Origin of the sequence: Pseudomonas sp. TMW22089 (assembly GCF_022496645.1) — a bacterium.
Classification (GTDB): Bacteria; Pseudomonadota; Gammaproteobacteria; order Pseudomonadales; family Pseudomonadaceae; genus Aquipseudomonas; species Aquipseudomonas paraversuta.
The window spans coordinates 201892-227658 of sequence record NZ_SCFG01000003.1 but is presented as its reverse complement, the minus strand read 5'-3'; the positions used below and the strand labels follow the sequence as shown (position 1 = coordinate 227658).

The 25767-nt window shown below is 60.6% G+C and carries 22 protein-coding genes; 13 read left to right on the top strand and 9 right to left on the bottom strand.

All coding sequences use genetic code 11. The features are described 5' to 3' along the window. Positions 1-205: 205 nt before the first annotated feature. The 6 genes from EQV90_RS05180 to bioB form a co-directional block, all read right to left on the bottom strand. Positions 206-2011, bottom strand: coding sequence for a phenylacyl-CoA dehydrogenase (locus EQV90_RS05180; RefSeq protein ID WP_004419459.1), 1806 nt, complete (start codon positions 2009-2011; stop codon positions 206-208). Between the two features lie 284 nt (positions 2012-2295). Continuing rightward, positions 2296-2976 carry a dethiobiotin synthase gene (bioD, locus tag EQV90_RS05175; RefSeq protein WP_127196508.1) on the bottom strand — a complete coding sequence of 227 codons (681 nt, stop codon included), beginning with the start codon at positions 2974-2976 and terminating at the stop codon, positions 2296-2298. Continuing rightward, positions 2973-3785: a malonyl-ACP O-methyltransferase BioC gene (gene bioC / locus EQV90_RS05170; protein ID WP_004419463.1), complete on the bottom strand. Its 813-nt coding sequence runs from the start codon at positions 3783-3785 to the stop codon at positions 2973-2975. The genes bioD and bioC overlap by 4 nt, the downstream gene beginning before the upstream one ends. Beyond that, a complete protein-coding gene (locus EQV90_RS05165; protein WP_240877817.1) occupies positions 3778-4509 on the bottom strand; it encodes an alpha/beta fold hydrolase in 732 nt (243 codons plus the stop codon). The genes bioC and EQV90_RS05165 overlap by 8 nt, the downstream gene beginning before the upstream one ends. Beyond that, positions 4502-5674 carry an 8-amino-7-oxononanoate synthase gene (bioF, locus tag EQV90_RS05160; protein WP_240877816.1) on the bottom strand — a complete coding sequence of 391 codons (1173 nt, stop codon included), beginning with the start codon at positions 5672-5674 and terminating at the stop codon, positions 4502-4504. The genes EQV90_RS05165 and bioF overlap by 8 nt, the downstream gene beginning before the upstream one ends. 124 nt (positions 5675-5798) lie before the next feature. Then, entirely contained in the window at positions 5799-6854 is a 1056-nt protein-coding gene (gene bioB, locus EQV90_RS05155) for a biotin synthase BioB (protein WP_004419470.1), read from the bottom strand. 89 nt (positions 6855-6943) lie between these two features. Here bioB and EQV90_RS05150 point away from each other — a divergent pair, with 89 nt between their 5' ends. From EQV90_RS05150 to rarD, 5 genes are all read left to right on the top strand, one after another. Continuing rightward, entirely contained in the window at positions 6944-7684 is a 741-nt protein-coding gene (locus EQV90_RS05150) for a ComF family protein (protein WP_240877815.1), read from the top strand. A 58-nt stretch (positions 7685-7742) separates the two neighbouring features. After that, a complete protein-coding gene (locus tag EQV90_RS05145) occupies positions 7743-8507 on the top strand; it encodes a TOBE domain-containing protein (protein ID WP_010656675.1) in 765 nt (254 codons plus the stop codon). An 83-nt stretch (positions 8508-8590) separates the two neighbouring features. Continuing rightward, complete coding sequence (locus EQV90_RS05140) at positions 8591-10492, top strand: PhoX family phosphatase (RefSeq protein WP_240877814.1); 1902 nt, start codon at positions 8591-8593, stop codon at positions 10490-10492. Positions 10493-10626: 134 nt separating this feature from the next. Continuing rightward, on the top strand, positions 10627-11601 hold the full coding sequence (locus EQV90_RS05135; RefSeq protein WP_004419476.1) for a serine/threonine protein kinase: 975 nt from the start codon (positions 10627-10629) through the stop codon (positions 11599-11601). Between the two features lie 158 nt (positions 11602-11759). Further along, the gene (rarD, locus tag EQV90_RS05130; RefSeq protein WP_240877813.1) at positions 11760-12644 is read left to right on the top strand and encodes an EamA family transporter RarD; all 885 of its coding nucleotides are present in this window, start codon (positions 11760-11762) and stop codon (positions 12642-12644) included. Positions 12645-12767: 123 nt separating this feature from the next. Here the strand turns inward: rarD and EQV90_RS05125 are convergent, their stop codons facing one another. Further along, positions 12768-13286: an ACT domain-containing protein gene (locus EQV90_RS05125; protein ID WP_240877812.1), complete on the bottom strand. Its 519-nt coding sequence runs from the start codon at positions 13284-13286 to the stop codon at positions 12768-12770. Between the two features lie 370 nt (positions 13287-13656). Between EQV90_RS05125 and EQV90_RS05120 the strand changes: the two genes are divergently transcribed. Continuing rightward, a complete protein-coding gene (locus EQV90_RS05120; protein ID WP_240877811.1) occupies positions 13657-15834 on the top strand; it encodes a malate synthase G in 2178 nt (725 codons plus the stop codon). 191 nt (positions 15835-16025) lie between these two features. Here the strand turns inward: EQV90_RS05120 and EQV90_RS05115 are convergent, their stop codons facing one another. Then, on the bottom strand, positions 16026-16466 hold the full coding sequence (locus EQV90_RS05115; RefSeq protein ID WP_004419482.1) for a response regulator: 441 nt from the start codon (positions 16464-16466) through the stop codon (positions 16026-16028). Between the two features lie 273 nt (positions 16467-16739). On the opposite strand from EQV90_RS05115, the gene EQV90_RS05110 reads away from it, so the two are divergent. From EQV90_RS05110 to EQV90_RS05080, 7 genes are all read left to right on the top strand, one after another. Beyond that, a complete protein-coding gene (locus EQV90_RS05110) occupies positions 16740-18674 on the top strand; it encodes a putative nucleotidyltransferase substrate binding domain-containing protein (RefSeq protein ID WP_240877810.1) in 1935 nt (644 codons plus the stop codon). Continuing rightward, a complete protein-coding gene (locus EQV90_RS05105; protein ID WP_004419485.1) occupies positions 18671-19381 on the top strand; it encodes a 3'-5' exonuclease in 711 nt (236 codons plus the stop codon). The genes EQV90_RS05110 and EQV90_RS05105 overlap by 4 nt, the downstream gene beginning before the upstream one ends. Positions 19382-19579: 198 nt before the next feature. Continuing rightward, on the top strand, positions 19580-20104 hold the full coding sequence (locus tag EQV90_RS05100; RefSeq protein WP_165439574.1) for an RNA polymerase sigma factor: 525 nt from the start codon (positions 19580-19582) through the stop codon (positions 20102-20104). After that, complete coding sequence (locus EQV90_RS05095) at positions 20101-21078, top strand: FecR family protein (protein ID WP_160626624.1); 978 nt, start codon at positions 20101-20103, stop codon at positions 21076-21078. Before EQV90_RS05100 ends, EQV90_RS05095 begins: the two co-directional genes overlap by 4 nt. Positions 21079-21168: 90 nt before the next feature. Further along, positions 21169-23604 (top strand): TonB-dependent siderophore receptor, encoded by a 2436-nt coding sequence (locus EQV90_RS05090; RefSeq protein ID WP_010656678.1) that lies wholly within the window; start codon positions 21169-21171, stop codon positions 23602-23604. Positions 23605-23736: 132 nt separating this feature from the next. Beyond that, entirely contained in the window at positions 23737-24849 is a 1113-nt protein-coding gene (locus tag EQV90_RS05085) for a PepSY-associated TM helix domain-containing protein (RefSeq protein ID WP_004419491.1), read from the top strand. After that, positions 24846-25022: a hypothetical protein gene (locus tag EQV90_RS05080; RefSeq protein ID WP_004419493.1), complete on the top strand. Its 177-nt coding sequence runs from the start codon at positions 24846-24848 to the stop codon at positions 25020-25022. Before EQV90_RS05085 ends, EQV90_RS05080 begins: the two co-directional genes overlap by 4 nt. Positions 25023-25052: 30 nt before the next feature. Here the strand turns inward: EQV90_RS05080 and EQV90_RS05075 are convergent, their stop codons facing one another. After that, positions 25053-25553, bottom strand: a complete 501-nt coding sequence (locus tag EQV90_RS05075; protein ID WP_004419495.1) for an ATP-dependent zinc protease — start codon at positions 25551-25553, stop codon at positions 25053-25055. Positions 25554-25767: the final 214 nt, after the last annotated feature.

Here is a 25767-nt window from a genome sequence, read left to right as displayed (position 1 = left end):
CTTAACGACGATAGTGATACATAGGGTCAAGCTGTGACCAGACATAATATTTAAGTCATGCCCTGCAGGAGCGAGCTTGCTCGCGAGGCGTTTTTATAAAAAGCTCGCGAGCAAGCTCGCTCCTACAAGGGGGGATGTGGATGGCGCACAATAAAAAAGCCGCGTCCCCTGGGGAGAAGCGGCTTTTTCAGATGACTCGCCGGGCTTAGTAGCCCAGGTCGAAGTCTTCTTCTTTCATGTCCATCAGGTTGCCTGCGCCCGAAAGCATGGTGGCAACGTGGGTACGGGTACGCGGCAAGATGCGCTGGAAGTAGAAACGTGCCGTTTGCAACTTGGCTTTATAGAACGCTTCTTCGGACGTGCCCGCTGCCAGCTTTTCAGCCGCCAGACGCGCCATGTCAGCCCAGAAATACGCCAGGCAGGCATAACCGGAATACATCAGGTAGTCGACCGAGGCCGCACCCACTTCTTCGCGGTCTTTCATGGCTGCCATACCGACCTTCATGGTCAGCTCGCCCCATTCCTTGTTCAGTGCAGCCAAAGGTGTCACGAACTCCTGAACGGCTTCGTTACCTTCATTGGACTGGCAGAACTTGTGCACGATCTTGGTGAAGCCTTTGAGCGCTTCGCCTTGAGTCATCAGCACTTTACGGCCCAGCAGATCGAGTGCCTGGATACCGGTGGTGCCTTCGTACAGCATCGAAATGCGGCTGTCGCGAACGTTCTGCTCCATACCCCATTCAGCGATAAAGCCGTGGCCGCCATAGATTTGTACGCCATGGTTGGCGGATTCAAAGCCGACTTCAGTCATGAACGCTTTAGCGATTGGAGTCATGAACGCCAACAACGCATCGGCTTTCTTTTTCTCGTCTTCATCAACGCCGTATTTCACGATGTCGACTTGCTTGGCGGTGAAGTAAACCATCGCACGGTTGCCTTCGGCGAATGCCTTCATGGTCAACAGCATGCGACGTACATCCGGATGAACGATGATCGGGTCAGCAGCCTTTTCCGGTGCCTTGGGCCCGGTCAACGAACGCATTTGCAGGCGGTCGCGAGCGTACTTCAGGCCGCCCTGGAAACCGATCTCGGCGTGGGACAGACCCTGCAGGGCAGTGCCCAGACGGGCCGTGTTCATAAAGGTGAACATGCAGTTCAGGCCTTTGTTCGGCGGGCCGATCAGGAAACCTGTTGCACCGTCGAAGTTCATCACACAGGTGGCGTTACCGTGGATCCCCATTTTGTGCTCAAGGGAGCCACAGGAAACCGCGTTGCGCTCACCGAGGCTGCCATCGGCGTTAGCGTTGAACTTGGGCACGATAAACAGCGAAATACCTTTGGTACCCGCCGGTGCATCCGGCAGGCGCGCCAGAACGATATGGACGATGTTGTCGGCCATGTCGTGTTCGCCGGCCGAGATGAAAATCTTGGTCCCGGAGATTTTGTAGGAACCATCAGCCTGAGGTTCAGCCTTGGTCCGCAGCAGACCCAGGTCGGTACCGCAATGGGACTCGGTCAGGCACATGGTGCCGGTCCACTCGCCGGTAACCAGCTTGCTCAGGTAGGTATTCTGCTGCTCGGGAGTACCGTGCTCAGAGATGGTGTTCATCGCACCATGGGACAGGCCCGGGTACATGCCCCACGACCAGTTGGCCGCACCCACCATTTCGCTGACTGCCAGACCCAGAGACTCCGGCAGGCCCTGGCCGCCGTGTTCTACGTCGTGAGCCAGGCTAGGCCAGCCGCCTTCAACGAATTGTTTGTAGGCTTCTTTAAAGCCGGTAGGCGTTTTAACCCCGGATTCACTCCAGGTGCAGCCTTCGATGTCACCCACGCGGTTCAGCGGTGCCAGCACTTGCTCACAAAACTTGGCGCCTTCTTCAAGAATGGCGTCAACCATATCTGGAGTAGCGTCCTGGCAAGCCGGCAGGCTCTGATAATGCGCTTCGTAACCGAGCAGTTCGTCACGAACGAAGCGAATATCACGCAAGGGGGCCTTGTAGTCAGGCATAGCGATAAACCTCTGCTGATGAATCCGGGGATGAACAACCGCGTGAATTTGTTATAGCGGTCAAACAGTTGTTTGAAACATACGTTTACGCCCATTTATTGTCAAGCAGCGCTATGCCGCCGTTCGTCTTGGGCATGATCGATACCCTTTTATATCGGGCCCGGCAGCAAATTGTGGGAGCCGGCTTGCCGGCCATCGCTTCAGCGTATTGCCACAGGCGCACCCGTCCCCAGGATCGCTGGCAAGCCAGCGCCTGAAGGGAGCAGTCACATGGGGAACAGAGCTTAGTCCAGCAAATCCAGCTGCAGATGCTCGGCCACAGCCTGCGCCGAGGCGCTCTTGAGCTTTGGCACACGGCCCAGGCAGGGAGCCGGGAGACGCTCGGCCAGGGTGGCGAGGTTTTCTTCAAGGCGGGAGGTCTTCGGACCAATGATGTTGGCCACCCAACCGGCCAGTTGCAGGCCATCCCGGGCAATCGCCTCGGCCGTCAACAGGGCGTGGCTGATGCAACCCAGGCGTACGCCCACCACCAGAATCACCGGCAGATCCAGTGCCTGGGCCAGATCCGACAAACTGTCTTGCCCGGACAGCGGCACGCGCCAGCCTCCGGCGCCTTCAATCAGAGTGAAATCCGCCTGCCGGGCCAGAATCTGGCGCATGGGCGACAACAACGATTTCACCGTCAGCACCACCCCGACTTCGCGCGCAGCAATGTGCGGAGCGATGGCCGGTTCGAATGCCACGGGGTTGACCTCGTCATAGCTGAGCTTGATTGAACACTCCGCCATCAGTGCCAGCGCGTCGGCGTTACGCAAACCTTCAGGGGTGTTGTCACAGCCCGAAGCCACCGGCTTGCCCGCCGCCGTGCTCAATCCGGCCTCGCGTGCGGCATACAACAAACCTGCTGCGATCGTGGTTTTGCCAACGTCGGTGTCGGTGCCAGTAATGAAGTACCCAGGGCTCATCGCGCTTTCTCCAGAATCCCGTAGACCACCTGATAGGTTGCCGGTAGTCCCGCAGGTTGACGAAACTGCTCGTAGGCACCCACCAATCCCTGAAGCCGTGCCCTGCCGGTCAGTCCTTCGGGGCGACCGGGGTTGAGATTATGCGCCCCTAGAGCCTTCAGCTCATGGGTCAACTGGCGCACTTGCGGGTAGTGCAGCACATGCGCCTGATTGTGCAGGCCGAGTACAGCCAGGCCGCTACCGGCGCACAGCTGTTGATAGGTCTCGAATTCACGGAAGCGATTGACGTGAACCTGACCATCCACCGCCCGCCAGCTATCACGCAACTCGCGCAATGTACCCACGCACAAACTGGCAAAGGCAAACACGCCTCCGGGTTTGAGCACCCGGCGGGCTTCGCTGAGCACGGCATTGAAATCGGCACACCATTGCAACGCCAGGCTGGAAAAAATCAAGTCACAACTGCCGGACTGCAGCGGCAGGCTTTCGGCATCCCCTGCAATAAAATGCTGGGCACCGCCCTGGGGCCGGGCGAACGCCAGCATGCCCTGGGCGATATCCAGCGCCAGCCCCTCACTGTGAGCAAAACGCTGCCCCAGCACCCGGCTGAAATAGCCCGTGCCACTGCCCAGATCCAGCCACCGCTCAGGCTTGAGATCTGCCGGTAAGCGGCTGGCCAGTTCATGACCTACTGCACGCTGCAGTTCAGCCACGCTGTCGTAGCTGGCTGCCGCCCGGGAAAACGAAACGGCCACCTGACGCTTGTCCGGCAAGGGATTGGCGTGGGTTGCAACACTCAAATCAGTCATCGCCCGACTCATGTAAAAAACCCTGGATCGCCGCCGCCAATTCGTGTGGGGCTTCCAGCAGGAATGCATGACAGGCCTGTTCAATCAGACCCACTTCGACATCTGGTAACAGCGCCAGCACATCGCTTGCGGCCTGTACCGGCACCAAGCCGTCAAGCCCGGCGAACAAATGCAATTGCGGACCGTTGAACGCCTGCAAGGCACTGCGCGTATCGAGCTTGCCCAGTAATTCCAGGCCTGCGAGCAGGATGTCCGGCTGCGCTTTGGGCGCGCCGCCCAACAGCTGGCTGGCCAATGCACGAGGCTCGGCCGAGCCCTGGCTGCATAACAGACAAAAGCGTTTCAGGGTGGTGTTGGGTGCTTCGCGAAAACCGCCAAGAAAGAGCTCGAAGGTAGCTGCCGGCATGCCACTGGTCCAGTCGTCACGGCTGACAAAGCTGGGGTTGCTGGCCAGGGTCACCAGCCCGCAACAACGCTCACCCCGGCGGGCGGCCAGCTCCGTGGCAAGCATGCCGCCCAGCGACCAGCCGCCCAGCCAGACGTTGTCGGGCAGTGTTGCATCCAGCTCATCGAGCCAGTCTTGCAACGTGGTCGACGCCAGCACCGGCAGCGGTTCGATTTCAACCCGAAAGTGCTCGTCCAGGCCTCGCAACGCTGCGGCCAGGGGCTCCAGCGGTGAAACCCCAAGGCCCCAGCCCGGCAGCAAAATCAAACGGTCACGCATGGTCGGGCTCCAGCTTGCGCCAACAGTCAGCGAGTGCATTTAACAATAGCTGCACCTGCGCCTCTGTGTGAGCGGCCGACAACGTCACGCGCAATCGCGCACTGCCTACCGGCACCGTTGGCGGACGAATCGCGGTCACCATCAATCCGCGTGTGCGCAGCATCTGTGACAGGCGAATCGCCCGGCCACTGTCGCCAATCATGATCGGCTGGATCGGAGTAAAGCTGTCCATCAGTTGCAGGCCAATCTGCTCGGCACCACGGCGGAACTGACTAATCAATTGCTTGAGGTGTTCACGGCGCCAGTGTTCGGTGCACAACAGCTCGAGGCTTTTCAGCGTGGCACAGGCCAGCGCCGGTGGCTGGCTGGTGGTGTAGATGTAAGGCCGGGCGAACTGGATCAGGCTTTCGATCAACTCTTCGCTGCCGGCCACAAACGCACCGCTGGTGCCAAATGCCTTGCCCAGGGTGCCGACCAGCACCGGAACATCGTCCGCGCTCAGGCCGAAGTGCTCGACAATCCCGCCGCCATTGGCGCCTAACGGGCCGAAACCATGGGCATCATCGACCATCAGCCATGCGCCTTTGGCTCTGGCCTGGCGGGCCAGGGCTGGCAGGTCAGCCAGATCACCGTCCATGCTGAACACGCCATCAGTCACCACCAGCGTATTACCGCAAGCCTTCTCCAGCCGCGCGGCCAGACTGAGCGCATCGTTATGCAGATAACGATTAAAACGCGCGCCGCTCAACAAACCGGCATCCAGCAGCGAAGCGTGATTGAGACGGTCTTCCAGCACCGTATCGCCCTGCCCCACCAATGCCGTGACCGTGCCCAGATTGGCCATATAGCCATTACTGAACAACAGCGCCCGCGGGCGACCGGTGAACTCGGCCAGCGCCTCCTCCAGTTCGTGATGCGGTGTGCTGTGGCCGATCACCAGATGGGATGCCCCGCCGCCCACGCCCCAGCGCGATGCCCCGGCCTGCCAGGCTTCGATGACCTGGGGATGATTGGCCAGACCGAGATAATCGTTATTGCAAAAAGCCAGTAACGGCTGGCCGTCGACCACTACCTGTGGCCCTTGCGGGCTCTCAAGCAACGGGCGCTGGCGATACAGGTGGTCGGCCCGACGCGCGGCCAGGCGGGCGCTTAGATCAAAAGACATGCTGGCCTCGAAAACAGATGGCGCACAACCTGCAGGAGCGAGCTGCCCCCTGTAGGAGCGAGCTTGCTCGCGAGCTTTTAAGCAACCTGAAACAGCTCGCTCCTACAGAGGGTGGGGCTCGGGTTTAAACCGCAGCGTTATAAAACTGTTCGCTGGATTTCTGATCCATCAGCGCGTGCTCAATGGCTGCCTGATGCACTTCGTCAGCGTGGTCCTCACCGGCCTCGGGCAAGATGCCCAGGCGGCTGAACAGCTGCATGTCCTTATCGGCCTGGGGGTTGGCCGTGGTCAGCAATTTATCGCCATAGAAAATCGAGTTGGCCCCGGCAAAGAACGCGAGTGCCTGCATCTGCTCGTTCATCGCTTCACGCCCCGCCGATAGCCGTACATGGCTCTGCGGCATCATGATCCGCGCCACCGCCAGCATGCGGATGAAATCAAACGGGTCGATATCTTCCGCGTTTTCCATCGGCGTACCGGCCACTTTCACCAGCATGTTGATCGGCACCGACTCCGGATGCCCGGGCAAGTTGGCCAGCTGGATCAGCAGATTGGCCCGGTCATCCAGCGACTCGCCCATGCCCAGGATCCCGCCGGAGCAGATTTTCATCCCGCTATCACGCACGTAACTCAGGGTTTGCAGGCGCTCGCTGTAAGTGCGGGTGGTGATGATGCTGGTGTAGAACTCAGGCGAGGTGTCGAGGTTGTGGTTGTAGTAATCGAGCCCGGCGTGGGCCAGCGCGCTGGTTTGCTCCTGGTCGAGCTTGCCCAGGGTCATGCAGGTTTCCAGCCCCAGCGCCTTGACCCCTTTGACCATTTCCAGCACGTAGGGCATGTCCTTGGCCGAAGGATGTTTCCAGGCTGCACCCATGCAAAAACGGGTGGCGCCGATCGACTTGGCCCGTGCCGCTTCTTCCAGCACTGCCTGGACCTGCATCAACTTCTCTTTGGCCAGGCCGGTGTTGTAATGGCCTGACTGCGGACAATATTTGCAATCTTCCGGGCAGGCCCCGGTCTTGATCGAAAGCAGCGTCGAAACCTGCACCCGATTGGCGTCGAAATGTGCGCGGTGAACGGTCTGTGCCTGGAATAACAGATCATTGAATGGCTGAACAAACAATGCGCGAACTTCGGCTAAGGACCAATCATGTCGCAAGTTGGCAAGGGTGCTGGCGCTCATCGGCGTTTCTCTTGATTTATGCTTTGACTTGAACCTGAAGCAAGGGCTTCAGACACGGCACGGATGCCCGGCATGTTTAAGGATGCAAGATGAACTGTCAACCACATTGGATTAGACTGGTTGACATCTGGCTATTTAATAACCAGAACTGTTTATTGTGCGATGAGGCGCTCAAGGGCGTTTTACCGATCTGCCGTGCCTGTGAGCCTGAGCTGCCTTGGCTGGGTGATTGCTGCCTGCGCTGCGCCTTGCCACTCCCGGCGGCCCGGTTGACCTGCGGTGACTGCCTCAAGCAACCGCCTGCGTTCGAGCAGGTGCATGCGGCCTGGGCGTACGGCTTTCCGGTCGACAGCCTGATCGTGGGTTTCAAACACAACAGTAAATGGCCCTATGGCCGGCTGTTGGCCGAACTTCTCGGCCAATGCCTGCTTGATAGCTTCAACTGCGGCCAAGAGCGACCCGACTTCTTGCTGCCGGTTCCGCTGTCCGTTCAGCGCCTGCGCCAACGTGGCTATAACCAGGCAGCCATGCTCAGTCACTGGCTCAGTGCCCGGTTGAACATCCCCTGCCGTGAACACTGGTTACTGCGCACCCAGGACACCCCCACGCAACAGGCGCTGAACGCCAAAGCCCGCAAGCGCAATCTGTTGCAAGCCTTCGGCCTGAGCCCGGGAGCGCAGGTCCAGGGCCTGCACCTGGCGCTGATTGATGACGTACTGACCACCGGCGCCACCGCTGAAAGCCTGGCGCGCCTGCTGCTCAAAGCCGGGGCTCGGCGGGTCGACGTGTATTGCCTGGCCCGCACCCCGAAACCTGACGGAGCGCCTTGACGGGCCCGGGCTGAACAGGCACTTTCCGGGCTTCCAGCCGCCTTGCGAATCCGCCGTCATGCACCTGCCCTCCTTGCTTGCACAACATATGGTCCGCCGCCCGCAGCGTATTGCGCTGTTACAGCACATTGCCGAACAGGGCTCGATCACTGCGGCGGCCAAAAGTGCGGGCATCAGCTACAAGGCCGCATGGGATGCCATTGATGAACTGAACAATCTGGCGCAAACCGCACTGGTTCAGCGCAGCGTTGGCGGCAAAGGCGGGGGCGGGGCGCGGCTGTCCGTTGCCGGAGAGCGGGTACTGCGTCTTTACCAGCGCTTGCAGGTGCTACAGAGCCAGGTGCTGGATGCCGCCGAAGACACCGAAGACCTCGACCTGCTGGGGCGCCTGATGCTCAGAACCAGCGCCCGCAACCAGTTGCACGGCAATGTGACTGCCATATCCAGCCATGGCCATAACGACATGATTGAGCTCGCCCTGGCGGGCGGTCTGAGCCTGCACGCGCAAATCACCCGCGACAGTACCCTGCGCCTGGAACTGCAGATCGGCAGCCCGGTGGTCGCCCTGATCAAGGCCGGCTGGCTACAACTAGTGGCTGCCAAACAGGCGCCCGCCCCGGGGCACAATCATCTGCAGGGGCGCATTGAGCAAATCCTCCACGCCGACGATGGCCCCAGCGAAGTGCGCATCAGCCTGTCCGGCGGCCAGGTTTTGTGCGCCCTGAGCGAGCCGCAACACCTTGAAATACTTGGCGCAAAGACGGGGGATGCAACCCAGGTGCAGTTCTCGCCGTCGCTGGTGTTGTTGGGCACCCCGCTGTAACGGCCACCACGGCCGCTTGCAACACGGCTGTCATACCCGCGGCTTATGGTGGCTGGCAAAATCGTCTGCGAGCCGAGCCTGACATGACCCTGTTAAAAGAAGACCAACCCACCGACCTTGAGCAGATCATCGGCCTCAGTCGACGTGGCTTTATCGGCGCCGGCGCCTTGTGCGGTGCTGCCATGTTTTTGGGCGGCGGCCTGCTGAGCCGCAGCGCCCTGGCTACCGGCATCAGCGCCGCCTCCAGCCCGTTGCTGGGTTTTGACAGTATCAAGGCGGCCACCACTGACAGTATCAGCCTGCCACCCGGCTATCGCTCCAGCGTACTGATCAGCTGGGGTCAGCCACTGCACGCCGCAGGCCCGGCGTTCGACCCCGACGGTAACGGCTCGGCCAGGGACCAGGAAGTGCAATTCGGCGACAACAATGACGGCATGAGCCTGTTCGCCTTCGCCGATGACCCGAACCGCGCCCTGATGGCCATCAACAACGAGTACACCAACTACCGCTATCTGTACCCCCACGGCGGCATGCCCGCCTCCCTTGAACAAGTGCATAAAGCCCAGGCCAGTGAAGGCGTATCGGTCATTGAAATCCGCCGCACCGGCAACGAATGGGCGTTTGCCCAGGGCTCACCGTTCAACCGGCGCATACATGGCAATACACCGATTCGCCTGGGTGGCCCGGCGGCCGGTCATGCCTTGCTGCGCACCCGGGCCGACAACACCGGCACCCTGGCCCTGGGCACCTTCCAGAACTGCGCCAATGGCAAAACCCCATGGGGCACCTACCTGACCTGTGAAGAGAACTTCACCGACTGTTTCGGCAGTTCTGACCCCAGGCAAGCCTTCGACACCGCGCAAAAACGCTATGGCGCCGTGGCCGCCAGCAAAGAAATCAACTGGCACCCCCATGACCCGCGATTCGATCTGGCGGTCAACCCCAACGAACTCAATCGCCACGGCTGGGTGGTGGAAATTGACCCGTTCGACCCGCACTCGATGCCCGTCAAACGCACAGCGCTGGGCCGCTTCAAGCACGAGAACGCCGCCCTGGCCGAAACCGCCGATGGCCGGGCGGTGGTCTATATGGGCGATGACGAACGCGGCGAATTTATCTACAAATTCATCAGCCGCGACCGGATCAACCATAAAGACCCCAAGGCCAATCGCGACCTGCTGGACCACGGCACCCTTTACGTTGCCCGCTTTGACGGCGGCGACAAAAACCCCGACCTGCCCAGGGGGCAGGGTCAGTGGGTTGAATTGAGCCATGGCAAAAACGGCATCGATTCCGCCGGCGGCTTCGCCAACCAGGGCGAAGTACTGATTCACGCACGCCTGGCAGGCAGCGCGGTGAATGCCACGCGCATGGACCGCCCGGAATGGATAGTGGTCAGCCCCAAGGACGGTCAGGTCTATTGCACCCTGACCAACAACGCCAAGCGCGGCGAAGACGGGCAACCGGTCGGCGGGCCCAACCCCCGGGAGAAGAATGTCTACGGACAGATCCTGCGCTGGAAAGCCCGCAACGACGATCACGGCACCGACACCTTCGACTGGGACCTGTTTGTAGTCGCCGGCAACCCGCTGGTGCATGCCGGAAAAGCCAAGGGCGGCTCGTCCAACATCACCCCGCAAAACATGTTCAACAGCCCCGACGGTCTGGGCTTCGACGACGCCGGACGCCTGTGGATCCAGACCGATGGCGATTCCGGCAATAGCGGGGACTTCGCCGGCATGGGCAATAACCAGATGCTCTGTGCCGACCCGGCAAGCGGTGAAATCCGCCGTTTCATGGTCGGGCCGATCGGTTGCGAAGTGACCGGCATCAGCTTCTCGCCAGACCAGAAAACCCTGTTCGTCGGCATCCAGCATCCCGGTGAAAACGGTGGATCGACCTTCCCCGAGCACTTGCCCAACGGCAAGCCACGCTCTTCGGTCATGGCCATCAGTCGCGAAGATGGCGGCATCATCGGCGCCTGATGACCGCAGGCCCATCTGTGGGAGCCGGCGTTGTGCCTCAATCGCCGGCAGCCACAGGTTTAGTGCCAGATCGTTCCCGGTCTGCGCTAACATGCATGGCCGGACGCGGCAGCCTGCTGCGCGCAGGAGTCAGCATGTCTCATCCGTTTGCAACACTTACCCCTGATCTGGTGCTCGACGCCGTCGAAAGCATCGGTTTCCTGAGCGATGCCCGCGTGCTCGCGCTCAACAGCTACGAAAATCGCGTGTACCAGGTCGGCATCGAAGACTCGGAACCGCTGATCGCCAAATTCTACCGACCGCAACGCTGGACCAACGAAGCCATCCTCGAAGAACACCGCTTCACCTTCGAGCTCGCCGACCTTGACGTCCCGGTGGTCGCACCGATGATTCACAACGGTCAGAGCCTGTTTGAACACGCAGGCTTTCGCTTCACCCTGTTTCCGCGCCGGGGCGGCCGTGCGCCGGAGCCCGGCAATCTCGACCAGCTGTACCGCCTGGGGCAATTGCTGGGGCGCCTGCATGCCGTGGGGGCAACCAAGCCATTTGAACACCGCGAAGCGCTGGGGGTGAAGAACTTTGGTCACGACTCCCTCACCACCCTGCTCGAAGGCAATTTCATCCCGCGCAGCCTGCTGCCGGCCTACGAGTCCGTGGCCCGTGACCTGCTAAAGCGTGTCGAAGACGTGTACGCCGCCACCCCGCACACCAACATCCGCATGCACGGTGATTGCCACCCCGGCAACATGATGTGCCGTGATGAAGTGTTCCATATCGTCGACCTCGACGACTGCCGCATGGGGCCTGCGGTGCAGGATCTGTGGATGATGCTTGCAGGTGATCGTCAGGAATGCCTGGGCCAGCTGTCAGAATTGATGGACGGCTACAGCGAGTTCCATGACTTCAACCCGCGGGAACTGGCGTTGATCGAACCGCTGCGGGCCTTGCGCCTGATGCATTACAGCGCCTGGCTGGCGCGCCGCTGGGACGACCCGGCGTTCCCCCACAGCTTCCCGTGGTTTGGCACCGAGCGTTACTGGGGCGACCAGGTGCTGGCTTTGCGCGAGCAACTGTCAGCGCTCAATGAAGAACCGCTGAAGCTGTTCTGACCCCCTCCGTTTTCTGTAGGTGCGAGCTTGTTCGCGGGTTTTTGACTACCCGGTAAACGAACAGCCCGGACCTACAAAAACTTTGCTCGCAATCTGTAAAACCTGCTTACACTCTTGGCCTGTTCCGTATCCGTTAGTTGCCTAAGCAAGGACTCTGCATGCAAGCCGCCAACCCGCGTCGCGGGTACATTTTAGGCCTCACCGCCTATATCATCTGGGGCATCTTCCCGCTCTACTTCAAACTCCTGGCCACTGTCCCCGCGGCCGAGATCATCGTAAACCGGGTGCTCTGGTCCGCACTGTTCGGCTCTTTGTTGCTGCTGTTCTGGAAACACCCCGGCTGGTGGCAGGAACTGCGCGACAACCCCAGGCGCCTCGGCGTGCTGGCCATCAGCGGGCTGTTGATTGCGGTCAACTGGCTGACCTATGTGTGGGCGGTCAATAACGACCGCATGCTGGAAGCCAGCCTCGGCTACTACATCAACCCGCTGGTCAATGTATTGCTTGGCATGCTGCTGCTGGGGGAGCGTTTACGCCGCCTGCAATGGCTGGCCGTAGGGCTTGCCGCCCTTGGCGTGGGGCAGCAGGTGTGGCAAGTGGGCAGCCTGCCGTGGGTGTCCCTGGTGCTGGCGCTGAGCTTCGGCTTTTACGGGCTGATCCGCAAACAGGCGCCCGTCAAGGCACTGCCCGGGCTGGTGGTCGAAACCTGGATTCTGGTGCCCATCGCCATTGGCTGGCTGCTCATGCACCCCGAGGCCAACAGTGCCCATACGGAGTTCTGGAGCAGTAAGGAAGCCTGGCTACTGGTGGCTGCAGGTCCGGCAACGTTGATCCCGCTGGTGAGCTTCAACGCCGCCGCCAGGCACTTGCCCTACACCACCCTGGGCTTTATGCAGTACATCGCGCCGACACTGGTACTGATTCTGGCGGTGTGGGTGTTTGGCGAGCATCTGTCAGAAGCCACACTGATGGCCTTTATGTTTATCTGGGCCGGTCTGGCGATCTATACCCTTGATGCAGTGCTGACCCTGCGCCGGGGATAGGGGGCGTGCCCAATCAGTTTCCACAGCACGCAGGTTCTGCTGTTGTGCAGCGCGGGAAGCGAGGCTGAATCATTCCAAACCAGCTTCGCGCAACACGGCTCTGCGCAACAGCAGGGCCGGCCCCTAGTCCTCGGGGCGCAACTCGAGCCCGACCATCAACTCGTCGGCCAGGGTTTCCAGGCGCGCCTGCAACACCTCCAGCGAGAGCGTCAGCGGTACCGCCAGAATGGCCTCGGCATGAAACAGCGGCTCGTTGCTCATGGGCGCGGGTCGCACATCCGTCACCAGACGCTCCAGATTCACTCCCTGCTCCGTCAGCACCAGGGTAATGTCGCGCACTATGCCCGGACGGTCATTTCCCACCAGGTCCATGGCAATCGGCTTCCAGGTGCAAGACTGCTCGATCCCGCTTTCGGCGATCAACACCCGAATCCCGTCCGGCGCCAGGCCGTGCAGCGCAGCGATCAATTCATCATGGGCTTCAGCCGGCACGCCTACGCGCAAGATCCCGGCGAATTGCCCGGCCATCCGTGACATCCGGCTTTCCAGCCAGTTGCCGCCATGCTCGGCGATGCATTGGGCAATACGTTCGACCTGCCCGGCCTTGTCCGGGGCAAAGACTGTAATCACAAGATGGTTCATGGCGGGACTCTCTTGTTAGGGGTCGGATGAGTATAGGCAAGACCTCGGGTGCCACTTCAGGTGCCACAAAAACACTTCGAAAGAACAAATTGTGTACTGTTTTTAGAATTATCTGGAACAAGCTGTACAATTCTTGAGAACATCCTGTTCTTCTGTATGACCGATAGCGTACAAATGGTCGCAGAACGACGTGATTAGTCTGATTTTCACATCTGCAATTGATCATGTAGTATCCCTTGGCGACCACTACATAATTTGTAATATGGTTCGCCAAGGCGTCTGCTACACCCCGCACAACCCCGCCAGCATGAGCTAACGCGGTGTTTTAAGAAGCGCTCCAGGCTTTAAATAAAAATGAGTGAGGCAAGCAATGACTGAACACGTTCACGTCGGTGGCCTGCAGGTCGCCAAAGTCCTGTTCGACTTCGTAAACAACGAAGCCATTCCCGGTACCGGCCTCGACGCCGACCAGTTCTGGGCCGGTGCCGACAAGGTTATTCATGACCTGGCACCCAAGAACAAAGCACTGCTCGCCAAACGCGATGATTTGCAGGCGCGGATCGACGCCTGGCACCAGGCTCAGGCCGGCAAAGCCCATGACGCCGTGGCTTATAAAGCCTTCTTGCAAGACATCGGGTATCTGCAGCCAGAAGCGGCGGATTTCCAGGCAACGACACAGAACGTCGACGACGAAATCGCCCGCATGGCAGGCCCCCAACTGGTGGTCCCGGTGATGAATGCGCGCTTTGCCCTCAACGCCTCGAACGCCCGCTGGGGGTCGTTGTATGACGCGTTGTACGGCACCGATGCCATCAGCGAAACCGATGGCGCCACCCGGGGCAAAGGCTACAACAAGGTCCGTGGCGACAAAGTGATCGCCTTCGCCCGCGCCTTCCTCGACGACGCCGCGCCCCTGGCAACAGGTTCCCACGTTGACGCCACAGGCTACGCCATTGTTGGCGGCGCCCTGCAGGTGATCCTCAAGGGCGGCGCCAGCAGCGGCCTGCGCGACACTGCGCAACTGACCGGCTACCACGGCGCGGCCGCAGCACCGACCGCCGTGTTGCTCAAACACAATGGCCTGCACTTCGAAATCCAGATCGACGCTGCCAGCCCGGTCGGCCAGACCGACGCTGCCGGGGTCAAAGACGTGCTGATGGAAGCCGCGCTGACCACCATCATGGACTGCGAAGACTCAGTCGCCGCCGTCGATGCTGACGACAAGGTGGTGATCTACCGCAACTGGCTCGGCCTGATGAAGGGCGACCTGAGCGAGCAAGTATCCAAGGGCGGCACAACCTTCACCCGCACCATGAACCCGGACCGCGAATACACCGCGCCCGACGGCGGCACTGTCAGCCTGCACGGCCGGTCGTTGTTGTTCGTGCGTAACGTGGGTCACTTGATGACCATCGATGCGATCCTCGACAAAGACGGCAACGAAGTACCTGAAGGCATTCTCGACGGCCTGCTGACCAGCCTGGCAGCGATCCATAGCCTCAATGGCAAAGCGACCCGCACCAACAGCCGCACCGGGTCGGTGTACATCGTCAAACCGAAAATGCACGGCGCTGAAGAAGCGGCGTTCACCAACGAGCTGTTCGGCCGCATCGAAGATGTCCTGAAGCTGCCACGCAACACGCTCAAAGTCGGGATCATGGACGAAGAGCGCCGCACCACCATCAACCTCAAGGCCTGCATCAAGGCCGCCAGCGAGCGGGTGGTGTTTATCAACACCGGCTTCCTGGACCGTACTGGCGACGAGATTCACACCTCGATGGAAGCCGGGCCAATGGTGCGCAAGGCGGACATGAAGTCCGAGAAATGGATTAGCGCGTACGAAAACAACAACGTCGATGTCGGCTTGAGTACTGGCCTGCAAGGTCGTGCGCAAATCGGTAAAGGCATGTGGGCCATGCCCGACCTGATGGCTGCCATGCTGGAGCAGAAAATCGCTCACCCGCTGGCCGGCGCCAACACCGCCTGGGTGCCTTCGCCGACGGCAGCCGCCCTGCATGCGCTGCACTACCACAAGGTTGACGTGTTCGCCCGTCAGGCCGAGCTGGCCAAACGCGCCCCGGCCTCCGTGGACGACATCCTGACCATCCCGCTGGCCGTTAGCCCGCAGTGGACGCCCGAGCAGATCCAGAACGAACTGGACAACAACTCCCAGGGCATTCTCGGTTACGTGGTGCGCTGGATCGACCAGGGCGTTGGTTGTTCGAAAGTACCGGACATCAATGACATCGGCCTGATGGAAGACCGTGCGACGCTGCGCATTTCCAGCCAGCACATCGCCAACTGGCTGCGCCATGGCATCGTCAACCAGACCCAGGTACTTGAAAGCCTCAAGCGCATGGCTCCGGTGGTCGACCGTCAAAATGCCAACGACGCGCTGTACCGTCCGCTGGCACCGGACTTCGACAGCAACATCGCCTTCCAGGCAGCGGTTGAACTGGTGATCGAAGGCAGCAAACAGCCAAACGGATACACCGAGCCTGTTCTGCACCGTCGTCGTCGCGAGTTCAAAGCCAGGAATGGTTTGTAACAAACCCCGAAAACCGCAAGCCCCTGCAGAGCGCTGTCTTTGCAGGGGCTTGCGGGTCCCGGGATATTCTCAATAACGCCGTGTTTACCCTGTAAACACGGCGTTATTGTTTAAAGCCCTCCCGCACCAGCTCGCCCCTGCAGTTGAGATAGCCGTTGTTCAAGCGAACCGCATTGCGGCCATGTGCCGGGCTACAACGCCAGTTCCTGCTTGATCAGCTTGAGCAACTTGGCGGTGTCGATAGGTTTGAGCAGGAAATCCACCACGTTGAGGTGCATCGCATCGATGGCATCACGCACTCCTGCATCGCCCGACATGATGATGATCGGCAAGCTTGCCCGCTCGGATGCGCGCACTTTGCGGATCAGGTGCAGGCCATCGTGGGGCACCATGCGCAAATCAGTGAGTATCAGCCCGATGGAGTGCTCAGACTTCAACAACGCCAGCGCCTGACGTTCATTTCTTGCGGTCACACACTCAATGCCGCTCAAGGTCAAAAACTCCGCCAGCAACTCGCAGGCCAACTCATCATCGTCAACAATCAACACCCCATGCTGCTCCGGCACAGGTGTTCGCATCACCTCGTTCAAGGCCTCGCGTTCGGCGTCGGTCAATATGTCGTGTTCAGTCATGCGGCTCTCGTAAACTGTCCTGCCGGTCAAATATCCCAGCGTTAAAGTCGGTTAATCCTTGATCGGATCAATGTGCACCCAGATCAGAGTAATTCCAAGTCCGGCATCAGGGTAAACAAGGAAATAGTCTGTAAGCATTCGCAAAAACTTCAACAGGCCTCTTCCCCATAGACTTACGTCCAATGGGCACCCGCGCCCAGACAACCGAGCATGAGGGTCACAACACGCCATGGGCCCGCCCCGTCCCGTCATAACAACAATGCGGTAATGGTAATGAGTAAATCGGATGCATTTCTCCAGGCAGGGAAAACTGCGGTGCTGCAGAACATTCACGGCACCATGCAATTCTTGCAGCGATTCCCGCCCTTCAACCAAATGGAAAATACGCACCTGGCATTCCTGGTGGAGCAGTGCCAGCTGCGCTTCTACGGGCCCGGTGAGAGCATCATCCGACCGACTGACGGGCCGGTGGATCACTTCTATATCGTCAAGCAGGGCCGGGTGGTGGGCGAACGGACCCATGTAGGCCGTGAAGACGCCGAGACCACCTTTGAAATCACTGCCGGCGAGTGCTTTCCGCTGGCCGCGTTGCTGGGCGAGCGCGCCACCCGTACCGAACATCTGGCCGCCGAAGACACCTTTTGCCTGCAACTGAACAAGCCTGCATTTATCAAATTGTTCGCCCTGTCCGACGAGTTCCGCGATTTTGCCCTGCGTGGCGTCAGCAGCTTGCTCGACAAGGTCAATCAACAGGTGCAGCGAAAAGCCGTAGAAACCCTCGGCACGCAATATTCACTCAACACCCGCCTCGGTGAACTGGCCATGCGCCACCCGGTGACCTGTCTGCCGGACACCGCGCTGCGTGAAGCTGTGCGCCTGATGCACGAACAGCAGGTGGGCAGCATTGTGGTGGTGGACGGGCACAAAGCGCCGCTGGGCATCTTCACCCTGCGCGACCTGCGCCAGGTGGTGGCCAGCGGGATTCAGGATTTCGCCCAAACCATCGACCTGTACATGACCCCCGGGCCGTTTTACCTGTCCCCCGATCACAGCGCCTTCGACGCCGCCATCGCCATGACCGAGCGCCATATTGCCCATGTGTGCCTGGTCAAGGATCAGCGCCTGTGCGGCGTAGTCTCCGAGCGCGATCTGTTTTCTCTGCAACGGGTTGACCTGGTTCATCTGGCCCGCACCATCCGTCATGCCCCCCGGCTGGAAAACCTGATCAGCCTGCGCGGCGAGATCGGGCAACTGGTGGAACGCATGCTGGCCCACGGCGCGTCCTCAACCCAGATCACCCACATCATCACCCAGCTCAACGACCACACCGTGTGCCGGGTCATCGAGCTGGTGCTGGCCGACCGTGGCGATCCTGGCGTGCCCTTCAGCTGGCTGTGCTTTGGCAGCGAAGGGCGACGCGAGCAAACCCTGCATACGGACCAGGACAACGGCATTTTATTCGAGGCCAAGGACGCCACCCAGGCCGCTGAAATCCGCCAGCGCCTGCTGCCCATCGCACAGCAGATCAACCATCATCTGGCGGCATGCGGCTTTACCCTGTGCAAGGGCAATGTCATGGCCGGCAACCCGGAGCTGTGCTTGTCGCGCGCCGAATGGGCCCGCCGTTTCGCCGCCTTCATTCGCGAGGCAACCCCCGAAAACCTGTTGGCCTCGAGCATCTATTTCGACCTGCGGGTGGTCTGGGGTGACGAACAGGGCTGCCAGCAACTGCGCCGCGGCATTCTCGAACAAGTGGCCGACAACCGCCTGTTCCAGCGCATGATGGCCGCCAACGCCCTGCGCCATAGCCCGCCGGTGGGGCGTTTCCGTGAGTTTGTACTGGAGCGCAAAGGCAGCGACAAAGCCACCCTGGACCTCAAGGTGCAGGGCCTCACGCCGTTCGTCGACGGTGCACGGCTGCTGGCTCTGGCCCACGGCGTGGAAGCCAACAACACCCTGGAACGCCTGCGCCAGCTGGTGACCCAGGAAGTGATCGAGGCACTGGATGGCGCGGCCTATGAAGAGGCCTACCACTTCATCCAGCAAACCCGCATGCAACAGCACCAGTTGCAAACCCGGGAGAACCGCCCGTATTCCAACCGTGTCGACCCGGACAGCCTGAACCAGCTGGACCGGCGCATCCTGCGTGAAGCCCTGCGCCAGGCCCAGCGCCTGCAGAGCAGCCTGGCCCTGCGGTATCAACTATGAGCCTGCTGTCCTGGTTGCTGCCGCGTAAAAAGCCGGTCCTGAGCCCTGAGCAACAACAACGGGTGCTGCAACTGCCGGCACCACCCGGGCTGAGCGAGGCCTCACTGCGCCAACAGCGCTGGGTGGTGGTCGACCTGGAAACCAGCGGCCTGAACCTCAATCGCGACCAGGTGCTGTCGATTGGCGCGATGGTCATCGAAGATGGTGCCATCGATCTGGGCCAGGCGTTCGAACGCACCCTGTTGCGCCCCGACAACACCCTCAACCCCAGCGTGTTGCTGCATGGTCTGAGCCCGGAAGCAATTGCCGCGGGCAGTGATCCGGTGGATGCCCTGCTGGACTTTATGGCCTTTGTCGGTGACAGCCCGCTGCTGGCCTTTCACGCCCCATTTGACCAGCACATGCTCGGGCGTGCCCTTAAAGACAGCCTGGGCTACCGCCTGCAGCACCCGTTTCTGGATGTGGCGGCCCTGGCGCCGATGCTGTGCCCGCAGGTCAATCCGCGAGAGGCGGGGCTTGATCACTGGATCCGGCACTTCAACCTGCAAGTCGAAGACCGCCACAACGCCAGCGCCGACGCCCTGGTCACAGCCGAACTGGCGTTGATCCTGTTCAGCCGCGCACGCACGCAACAGATCGACAGCCCCCTGGCCCTGCAGCAGCGGCTAAACCAATGGCAGCGACGCAAACAAGCCCATAGCTTCTGACACCGGACTCGACTCCTGAAGCGACACCACAGCTGACTTCACACCTGTAGGAGCGAGCTTGCTCGCGCGCCTTTCATGGCTGCGCCAAAGAGCTCGCGCCTGCAGGCTGTTTACCTTCCGATGAGTGTCAATTGCGCATGCCCATTGCCTCTGACACAATCGCGAATAGTTATCGTTAGTTAATGCATGTATTCGGTGATGCCCTTGTCGTCAGTCCAAACCCCCCACAGTGAACTGGTTGGAGCGCTTTACCGCGACCATCGCGGTTGGCTGCTGGCGTGGTTGCGACGCAATGTGGCCTGCCCGCAACGGGCGGAAGACTTGAGCCAGGACACTTTCGTGCGCCTGCTAGGCCGTGAAGACCTCAAGGCCCCCCGCGAACCCCGGGCTTTTCTGGCCGCCATTGCCAAAGGCCTGCTGTTTGACCATTTTCGCCGCGCTGCCCTGGAACAGGCCTACCTCAACGAGCTGATGCTGATCCCCGATGCCGAGCAACCCTCGCCCGAAGAGCAGCAACTGATCCTCGAAGACCTCAAAGCCATCGACCGCCTGCTGGCCAAACTCTCGAGCAAATCCCGGGCGGCCTACCTCTATAGCCGTATCGACGGCCTGACCCACGCTGAAATTGCCCAACGCCTCGGCGTATCAGTGCCCCGCGTGCGCCAGTATCTGGCCCAGGGCATCCGCCAGTGCTACATCGCCCTGTATGGCGAGCCGGCATGAGCCCGGTCAGCTCCAAACCGGTATCGGCACCCGTGCTGGATGCTGCCATTGCCTGGCAACTGTGCCTGGACTGCGGCAATGGCAGCGCCTTGGAGCAAGCCGAATTCAACAAGTGGTACAGCGCCAGCGAAGAGCACGCGCGGGCCTGGATGCAACTGGGCATGCTCGATCACCGCTTCAGCAGCACCAGTGTCCCGGCGCGTAACGCCTTGCTCAAGGCCCGCAGCGGCGTACAGCAACAGGTGCGCAAAATCGGCGGCGGCCTGGCCAGTATTGCGCTGGTGTGCGGGCTGACCTTGTTCGCCAGCAAAGACTACCTGCCGGTTGATTACTGGATGGCCGATCACCGCACCGCCACCGGCGAGCAACGCCAGTTACGCCTGGCCGATGGCACCCTGCTGAACCTCAACACCCACAGCGCAGTCGATGTGCGCTTTGATGGCACGACGCGACGCATCGTCCTGCAAGAAGGCGAAATCATGGTCGAGACCGGCCATGGCGACCCCCGGCCTTTTGTCGTGCAAACCCGTGATGGCAGCTTGCGAGCATTGGGCACGCGGTTTCTGGTCCGGCGCGAAGACGACGGCACCCGCCTCAGCGTGCTGCAGTCGCGGGTTGCAGCGCATCCCGAAAACAGCGTCGACGAAATCATCTACACCGAAGGTCAGCAAGTGCTGATGCACCGCGATTACCTGGGCCAGATGCTCGCCGTCAACCCCGGGGCAGACGCCTGGACCCGCGGCATGCTGGTGCTCGACAACGTACGCCTGGCCGACATGGTGCACGAACTCAAGCGCTATCGACGCGGCCACCTGGGCGTCGACCCCGACGTCGCCGACCTGCGCATCAGCGGCAGCTTCGCGCTGAACAACGTCGAGCTGGCCCTCAATGCACTGCTGCCCGCCTTGCCGGTGAAGATTGAACAGCACACCCCGTGGTGGGTCACCATCAGCGCCAGGCCGGAAAAAAACTAAATCTAAATTATTTTCAATCAGCCCTATCACTTTTCGGATCTCGTTCGGCAGATAGTCATTGAGAAACATTTCCATTCAGGAACCCGCCGAATGTCCCGCTCCCTCGACACCTTTTTGCGCCCTGGCCTGTTAGCCGTAGCCATCGCCCTCAGCATCCCGCTGACCAGCACCTGCGTCATCGCCGCCGAACAGGCCCCGACTGCGCGCAGCTACAACCTGCCCGCCGGACCGCTGGCCGCCACCCTGAACCAGATCGCCAGCCAGTCGGGTATCACCCTGGCCATCGACCCGGCCCTGGTTGCAGGTAAAACGTCAGCCCCGGTCCAGGGTTCGTTCGAGGCCAGCACTGCATTGCGCGAGGCATTGCGCGACAGTGGCCTGCAACTGGTGCCGGGAAGCGCCGGCAGCTTCAGCCTGATCGCCATTCCTGAAGGGGTGGTGGCGCTGGAAGCCACCACCATCAGCGGCCAGAGCAGCTATGAAAGCCCGTGGGGCCCGGTGGACGGCTACCTCGCCCAACGTACCGCCGCCGGCACCAAGACCGACACGTCCCTGCTCGAAGCCCCGCGCTCGATCTCCGTCGCCACCCGCAGCCAGATGCAGGACCGGGCGGTGCAGAACTTGGATGATGCGGTGCGTTACATGCCGGGCGTAACGGCCAGCAGCTATGGCAGCGACAGCCGTGCAGAATGGCTGAAGGTGCGAGGTTTCGAGCCAACCCAGTTCCTCGATGGCCTGCCATTGCCCAAGGGCACCTATGCCATGCCCAAGCTTGAAACCTGGGACCTGGAACGCGTGGCCCTGCTCCGCGGCCCGGCGTCATCGGTCTACGGCCAGACACCTGCCGGCGGCCTGCTGGATATGGTCAGCCGGCGCCCGGAAGACAGCGCCAGCCACGAAGTACAGATGCAGATCGGCAGCTATCAGCGCAAGCAGATCAGCTTCGACAGCACCGGCCCGATTGATGATGAAGGACGTTTTCTGTACCGCGTCAGCGGCGTGGTGCGTGACAGCAACACCGCCATCGACCACAACGAAGACAAGCGCTACAACATTGCACCGAGCCTGACCTGGAACATTGACGAAGACACCAAGCTGACCTTCCTCAGCCAGTTCAACCGTGATGACACCGGGATCACCAGCCAGTTCTTGCCGCTGCAAGGCACCAAGGTGTCCACGCCTGCGGGCAAAGTGAAGTATCACGAAAACCTCGGTGATCCGAAGTGGGAGTTCTACGACAAGACCTACTACGCACTGGGCTATGCGTTTGAGCACCGCCTGAACGACGTGTGGCAGTTCCGTCAAAATCTGCGTTACACCAAAAGCGATCTGGCCTTCCAGGGCATCACGGCGGGCGGTTACTACGGCTCGGTGGCAGACGATGGCACGGTTGAGCGCGGGGCCAACGTGGTGGATGAAGACATCAGCCAGTTCGCCGTGGACAACAATTTCCAGGCCGACTTCGACACCGGCGCAATCAAGCACACCGTGTTGATCGGTCTCGACCATCAGCGCGTCAATACCAACTACAAATGGGATTACGGCGCCGCGCCTGCCAGCAACATCATCAACCCGATCTACGGGCAGGATTTCAGCAACGTTAAATACACCACCTACAACGACTACAACCAGAAAACCCGCGACACCGGTCTTTACCTGCAAGACCAGATGGCTCTGGACAACTGGCGCTTGACCCTTGGCGGACGTCAGGACTGGTTGCACACCGACACCACGTTCTACAACGAGAAAAATGCCCGCGACACACGTGACGACAGCGCCTTTACCGGTAATGCCGCACTGAGCTATGTATTCGATTCCGGCTTCACGCCTTATGTTTCGTACGCCGAATCCTTCCAGGCCGAACCGGGCGGTTTTGCCGGCAAATCATTCAAGCCCGGCACCGGCAAGCAGTACGAACTGGGCCTCAAGTACCAGCCACCGGGCAGCGACATGCTGTTTACCGCCGCAGTCTATGACCTGACCCGCAAGAACATTGTGCTGAGCGATACGCTGGGCGTCAGCCGTCCGCTGGGTGAAGCCAACGTGCGTGGCCTGGAACTGGAAGCGGTGGGCAACGTTAACGAGAACCTGAAGTTGACGGCAGCCTATACCTACGCCAACACCAAAATGACCAAGGTGTCCGACCCGCTGGACAAGAACCGTCCACTGCCGCTGACCCCCGAGCATCAGGCTTCTATCTGGGCTGACTACACCTGGCACAAAGGCGCGCTGGAAGGCTTCGGCGTAGGCTTTGGTGCCCGCTACATCGGCGAGACCGACAACATCGCCATTGGCAGCATGGCCTATGTACCGGACGCTTCCTACGGTCATACAGACGCCTATACCGTCTACGATGCGGCGGTGCATTACGACCTTGGCAAGATGAACAAATCACTGCAGGGCGCCACGGTTTCGGTTAACGCCAACAACGTGTTCGACAAGCAATACCTGTCGACCTGCGATGGTTTCTACTGCTACTACGGCGACCGTCGCAACATCATGGCCAGCGTCAACTACAAGTGGTAACCCGCTAAACGCAACACCAATACCCACCTGCAGGAGCGAGCTTGCCTCGCGATGAAATCATCCCCCGACCGAGGGGCCGGCATCGCGAGACAAGTTCGCTCCTGCAGGGGAGTTTTTGCATTTGGGAATGTCATGAAAAGCAAAACCATCCGCCGCTGGTCCTTCATTCACACCTGGACCAGCCTGATTTGCACCGCGTTTTTGCTGATGCTGGCGCTGACCGGCCTGCCGTTGATTTTTCACCATGAAATCGACCATCTGCTGGGCGACGCCCCGCAGGTCAAGGAATTGCCCGCCGGTACTCCAACCCTCGATCTGCAACAACTGGTGCTCGCCGCGCAGGCCCACCGGCCGGGCGAGGTCATGCAGTATTTCGGCTGGGACGACGATGAACCCAACGCCGTCCTGACCATCATGGCCCCCACCGCAGGTACCGAACCCAATTCGTCCCATACCTTCATGCTCGATGCACGCACTGGCGAGGCGATTGATGTGCCCTCCGCCAACGGTGGCATCATGATGGTCATGCTGCGCCTGCACGTGGACATGTTTGCCGGCCTGCCCGGCAAACTGCTGCTGGCATTCATGGGTATCCTGTTCGTACTGGCGATCATCTCCGGCACCGTTTTGTACTTGCCGTTCATGCGCCGCCATGACTTCGCCACCGTGCGCACCGACAAGTCCCGGCGCCTGCGCTGGCTCGACCTGCACAACCTGATTGGCGTCGTGACCCTGACCTGGGCACTGGTGGTGGGCGTGACCGGGGTGATCAGCGCCAGCGCCGACCTGATCATCGCTGCCTGGCGTGCTGAAACCCTCAGCGCCATGATCGAACCCTACCGCGACGCCCCGCCATTGACTCACCTGGCACCTGCCAGTGATCTATTGCACATCGCCGCCAGGGCGGCACCCGACATGCAGCCGGACTTTATCGCCTTCCCCGGCACCCGGTTCTCCAGCGAACACCATTACTCGGTGTTCATGAAAGGCAGTACTCATCTGACCTCACACCTGCTGACTCCGGTCCTGATCGACGCCAGCAACCTTGAAGTCACCGCCGTGGCCGGACGGCCCTGGTACATGGATGCCATGGGCATGTCGCAGCCGCTGCACTTTGGCGACTACGGCGGCATGCCGATGAAAATCCTGTGGGCAGCACTCGACCTGCTGACCATCGTGGTCCTGGGCAGTGGCCTGTACCTGTGGTGGGTACGTCGCCGCGCGGCACAGGAGAGCACCCGATGAAACCGCGTCAGTCGAGTTTCTGGAAGGTGTTTTCCATTCCGCTGGCGATAGCCCTGGTGGGCGCCACCGGGTTGTTCTGCGCACTGCTGGACGATGGCGCCTGGGATTCGCTGAGCTGGATAGGGCTGGGCATACCGGCGTGGATCAGCCTGCGAGGCTTGCTCAAGCGTTGACCCTACCCCGCAGGGTAGGGCCAGGTCGCATCAGCAATCAGGCTTGTCTGCCGTATAACGACGGGCCGGGTTAACCGCGGCACCGAACTCGCGCAACGCCTTGGCACCGATCAGCAGCGGGTAGTTGAAGCTGCTGCGGTCGGTGAGGTTGACCTCAACCGTGCGTTTGACATTGCCCAGGCACATTTCCAGATCGACCACCGGGCGCTTGGCGCTTTCGCTCGCGTCCTTGTCTTCGTCTTCATCGGCGCGGCTTTTGATTTTGCTGATGCGTGCCACTTTGTGTTCATACACCTTGCTGCTCGCACCTTCGGTGGCCAGCTGGAAGCGTACCCAGTCGTCACCATCGCGGGTAAAGGTCTGGATGTTTTTGGCCGACAGCGACGCGGTCAGGGCACCGGTGTCCATCTTGGCTTTCAGGGTTTCACCGATTTCCGGCAACTTGATGTATTCGTAGCGCCCGTACAGGGTCGGCTCGGCGGCCATCACCGGCAATGCCAATACAGAGAGCAAGGCTAGAACAGACTTCATAAAGACAGTTTCCTTCGGTTTGACGCTGCCTGCAGGGGCGAGTCTGGCTCGCGATGCTGGCAACTCGTTTAATTCATTTGCCGTGGTGATGCTATTGCGAGCAAGCCCGCTTCTACAGTGTCGGTTGAACGATAGCGGCTGGCGCGTGAAACATTTGTCGATACGCCGATTTGGCGTTCGGCAAGGCTCTGCTTATCATTGCCTGTCATTAAAC